At 51.4% G+C, this 4,472-nt stretch carries 5 protein-coding genes; all 5 read right to left on the bottom strand.

Translation table 11 applies throughout. From position 1 onward, the window contains the following. Positions 1-136 precede the first annotated feature (136 nt). The gene (locus IC609_RS15995) at positions 137-2,101 is read right to left on the bottom strand and encodes a DNA primase family protein (RefSeq protein ID WP_191820529.1); all 1,965 of its coding nucleotides are present in this window, start codon (positions 2,099-2,101) and stop codon (positions 137-139) included. Beyond that, a complete protein-coding gene (locus IC609_RS15990) occupies positions 2,094-2,777 on the bottom strand; it encodes a hypothetical protein (RefSeq protein WP_191820528.1) in 684 nt (227 codons plus the stop codon). The genes IC609_RS15995 and IC609_RS15990 overlap by 8 nt, the downstream gene beginning before the upstream one ends. After that, a complete protein-coding gene (locus tag IC609_RS15985; RefSeq protein WP_191820527.1) occupies positions 2,774-3,112 on the bottom strand; it encodes a hypothetical protein in 339 nt (112 codons plus the stop codon). Before IC609_RS15985 ends, IC609_RS15990 begins: the two co-directional genes overlap by 4 nt. Continuing rightward, the gene (locus IC609_RS15980; protein ID WP_225224271.1) at positions 3,109-3,285 is read right to left on the bottom strand and encodes a helix-turn-helix transcriptional regulator; all 177 of its coding nucleotides are present in this window, start codon (positions 3,283-3,285) and stop codon (positions 3,109-3,111) included. Before IC609_RS15980 ends, IC609_RS15985 begins: the two co-directional genes overlap by 4 nt. Before the next feature lie 118 nt (positions 3,286-3,403). After that, complete coding sequence (locus IC609_RS15975; protein ID WP_191820525.1) at positions 3,404-4,162, bottom strand: hypothetical protein; 759 nt, start codon at positions 4,160-4,162, stop codon at positions 3,404-3,406. Between the last annotated feature and the right edge of the window lie 310 nt (positions 4,163-4,472).

Here is a 4,472-nt window from a genome sequence, read left to right as displayed (position 1 = left end):
AATCAATTCACGTTGGACCTCTTGTATCGGCTATGAGGGTTGTGAGGGTTTGAGGGGAAATCCAGAAAAACTTCTATACATACTCCCTCGCGCGTGACTTTTTAGAAAAGCACCCAAACCATCACAACCCTCATAGTTATGACTGGAAAAACGGCAGAGTTGGCTGCAGCAGTGCCAAACCGTTCCAGACAACCTTAGCACCGGATTTCTTTGTAAATCCACGTTCAGACAAGCGACGTCCAAAAGTGGTTTGATTACTGACTTGATGTCCATTACTCCTGCACCAGTTGCCATAGTCGTTGTACAGCGCAGCAGCCGACTCTTTCTCGCCAACCTGAACATTGCAGTTCTCGGATAGCCATTGACCAATGATGTCTGACTCAGAGCGGTACACGTCGGCTTCCTTACGCATGGTGTCCGGCACCTTCAAGCGCCTGTTTACTTGCCATGCCTCTGCACCCTTGATGGCCCAGTTTAGGATGCCACTGAGTTCAGATTTCAGTTTTTTCACTAAATTGGGGTCTTGCTCATGCGGAGCAAAAGTACGGTTAAACGGCAGCATGTGAAGACGCCGCCAGATGCCTGTATCAGTGCCACGAATGACTGGTTTGTGGTTACCAACGATGGCAATCTTGAAATTGGGGCGATATTCAAATACGTGCCCATATTTGTGAGCAGCCGCAATGGTTTCGCCGCCAGTCAGTTCCTTGATGGTGTTTTCTGCTAAACGTTGCCCATCGGCGGTTTCATTGGCAAGAACAAATCGTGCTCCGGCCAGTCTTGCGAGAAGATACGATTTTGGCCCCTCGTTGCCGTTGAGCATGAATGTGTCAACAGGTGCAGTGATAGCGTATGTGCCAAACATCTCGGCTAGAACGGAGAACAGCACTGATTTCCCATTGGCACCAAGTCCATAGGCGAACAGTATCTGTTGCTCTGCAATAGAGCCTGTCAGACAGTACCCCACCCACTGCTGGAGGTAGTCAATCAGGTCATGGTCGTTCTGAAAAACATCCAAAAGGAAGGTCTGCCATTGAGGGCATGGAGCGTACGGGTCGAATTCACAGCCAACTGTCTTGGTGACCAGATGGTTCGGCTCCATGTCAAAGACCATGCCAGTCCCCAGATCCATGCACTGCCCATTTTTCAGTCCCAACAGCATTGGGTTCGCATCCAATTCATGAGTATGTATTTCGACACCCGGTTGGCCTTTGAGCAGTGTGACGGCATTCGCCAAACTGGTTGCATTTAACGACTTGGTGATGTGGGCGGAAAGGCGCTTCAAATTCTCTGGAGACATTCGCTCCATACCGACGCTTCCCAAATCGCGCATTGCCAATTCGGCCAGATGCAGCATTTGCGCATCAGACTTGATCGACCAGCCATCACCAGGCACAAAGATGATCCATTGGTTTTGCTTGGTCACGAATCGCACGCTACCTTGTAGGTACCGGAGCAACCACTTGGCGTTTCCTGAATCCGTCGGATCCAGTACAGGTACAGGTTGGAAATTGCTGCTGTCAGCGATGTTGGCTGCAGGCGCAATCGACGAAGCCATGACAGCTATCTGCCCCTTGTTGGCTGCATATTTTTGTGCTGCGTGTATTGGGCTTGAGACTTTGCCGTTGTACGAACAGATGTTGCAGGCTGATTCGCATGCCTCGTTTAACGCAGCCATTTGTCCACAAGACGTTGGTCCGGAATTGCTGGCCTCCTTCTGAGACAGTTTTCTACTGACCTCAGTAGGGTTATACGCTGGGTATGCCGACGACCATACCTGCGCAGCGTCTTGCGGGTCTTTGGTGAATTTCGCCGTGTTCACAATGCCAAGACTCCACGCTTCCTCGGTCACGCCGCCTGTTGCAGCTAAAGACCTGATTGCTGCGCAGGCGATCTCTACATCCTGACTACTCGGGGCCGGTGGATTTGAGAAGAGTTGGATGTTCGAGGTGGCGCTTTGAAGGTAGGTCGGGACAGGGAACGGTAATGCCGCCTGCACTGCCTTACGGACTGCTGGTGCCTTCTTTGGCATCCTGCACAACGTCGAACATAGAAGCTCGTTGGCCGACTGGATCATTTCAAGGCTGATAGTGTTATTCATAAATCCTCGCTACGCGGTAAGGGTGGTTTTCAATTTCGATGCCACGGCGTGCCAATGTGCCGGGTAGTTTGGTGACGCGACTGGCGTTTGATACTGAGGTGTCGACGCTCAGACCATTGCCTGAGAATTTCTCTTTTAGGTTGCGCAGTAGCTCACGGACAGCGTGTGTAACCTCGTCGGTATTGGGTAGATCGTCCAGCGGGTAGACCAAGTGATAACCATTACCAGACATCACTCGTACAGGATTTGGCCAGCCAAGATCATTGAAGTATCGATTGATTTGGTCGGCAAGCACCCACGCTGCTTGAATCTGTGCATCCGATGCTGGGTGTTCCTTACCTTGGTCACGGTCAATATCAATCAGCAGCCGACGCCGACATGTGACGTCCTTGTCAACTGCACAATGACTTTGACTCAGTCCTGACCGCAGTGGATTCAACGTCGCATACATGTTGTAGCCACGCTGGTTCATTTCGGTCACGTAAGCTTCAACAGCCAAACGGAACGCTGCCAAGTCATAGTAATGCTCCGAATCGAAGCATCGGGACAGTGTTCGCTGTATGGGCGTAATATCTTTAGGCCAAATTGACCGAACCTCAATGACCAACGGCCCGGGCTCATTGAACACTGACCACATTTCATCGACATACAATTTTGGGGATGTGGCTGCAGTCATGCTGCACTCCCCGAGTTGCCCGACGCTTTATAGGCGCGCTGAAGGCCCGCAAGAACCGTCCGTATATTTGGCACCTCCTTACCGGAAATAACTTGATGTGACAACTCCTGAAGTAGACGGCCCTCAGGTGTTGCAAGGTTCACATCCAAGGCATGTGCAATCCTGCCGTTCGACAATTTCAGCTCGTCAATTGCAAGGCCTGTATACCCAGCGTTCATGACCGCAACGGCAATTCCCATGATCGGATGCAGATCATCCGTGTGCGGGATAGCGTCACTGTCGACAATATGGACATCACCTGATCGGCTCAAGTGAGCGACAAGCGAGGTACTCATGCTGCACCTCCCTCATCGGCGCGTGCCAACAACCAGCTGTCAATGTCGCCAACCAACCATCCTGAGGCCCGACCTCCGGGCGCGATCTTGAACGGTGCTGGAAACCTACCGGTTTGGACCATCGCGTAGATGGTGCTGGGTTGCAAAGCAACCTTGTCGGTCACTTCTTGCATGCGGATGATCCGCAGGGGATTGAGATTTACATCCATGTCTGTTGCCCTCCAATAAGGCTTGATTGACGATGGACGAAGTGTGCTGGCAGGCCACCTACCTTGGCCAGCGACTTGATAGTTATTGCCGATTTTTCGGTTGTACGTACCAGTCGAATGTTCCGTTATTGATCTGATTTTTCCATAAGTTCATCGTACGCACCGATACACGGTAACCTGATGCGATCATCGCTGCGCGGATGGTTCGGGGTTTGGGGAAACTGTCTGCCCCGTGTTGATACTGGTGCTGTTCGACCTGCCTCCCGTAAAAGGCTTTTGCATCCAGTTTTGTCGGTCGACTTCCAAGCCGTGGCTTGCCACTGTTCACAGCAACAAGTCCGTACGTTATTCTTGTCTGTATGACGTAATGCTCAACGTCATCACATAAATCCCACAGGCAAAACGCAAGGGAAAGCTGGTCGGCTGACTTGATTGAAGCAGTGCACCGCAACTTAAAACTAGCAAGTAAAGGCAATAAACTATTTGCGTTTTTAAGGGCTGCAGGTGCGCCCGATTTTGCGTGATTCGTCGTCTTGTCTATTACAGTGATGACTTGCCTGTGAAATTTCGCAACACACGTTGCAAGTGGAGAAGGCATATGTCCCGCAGACCAGACTTGCTCTGCTTCTCGCGCACGAGCACACAAAGCTTTTTCAAGTTGCCGTATGAAGAAGATGCTCCACTTGGCGCGTTCGACACGATCAATTTGCTGCTTGGCTTGCTGTCTCTTGCCACTGACAACTGTTGTAACACCGCTTTTTGTCGCTCCAAGTATCCTACGTGTTTGTTGTGGGGATGGTGAAATCCACGGGTTTGATTGGATGTGGCTCCTTGCATGCATCTGCCTTTTATGCGCTTTGCAATGGCACTTGTCAACCGTGGATCAGCAACACCTGCAAAGATGTTTGTGAGTATTTGCGTGCCGGTAACCCCACCCCAGAGGCACCCCAAATTTTCTATCAGGAGTCCCGGATTCCAGGTGAACTGTGTTTCACGCGTCCGACGACATACACAAAAAAGGCCCACCGCAGGTGGTTAAGTTTTGGACGTGAATCACCCCACCAGCAACACCACATTCCCCGCCTGTGGCACACCTACCACCAGCACTTCGGTGGGTTGGCCTTGCTCACAAGACCCCCCCCGGCTCTAAG

It is taken from the genome of Limnohabitans radicicola, assembly GCF_014837235.1.
GTDB classification, from domain to species: Bacteria; Pseudomonadota; Gammaproteobacteria; order Burkholderiales; family Burkholderiaceae_C; genus Limnohabitans_A; species Limnohabitans_A radicicola.
Note: the sequence above shows the minus strand (reverse complement) of the source record. Positions and strands in the feature narration are given on the sequence as shown.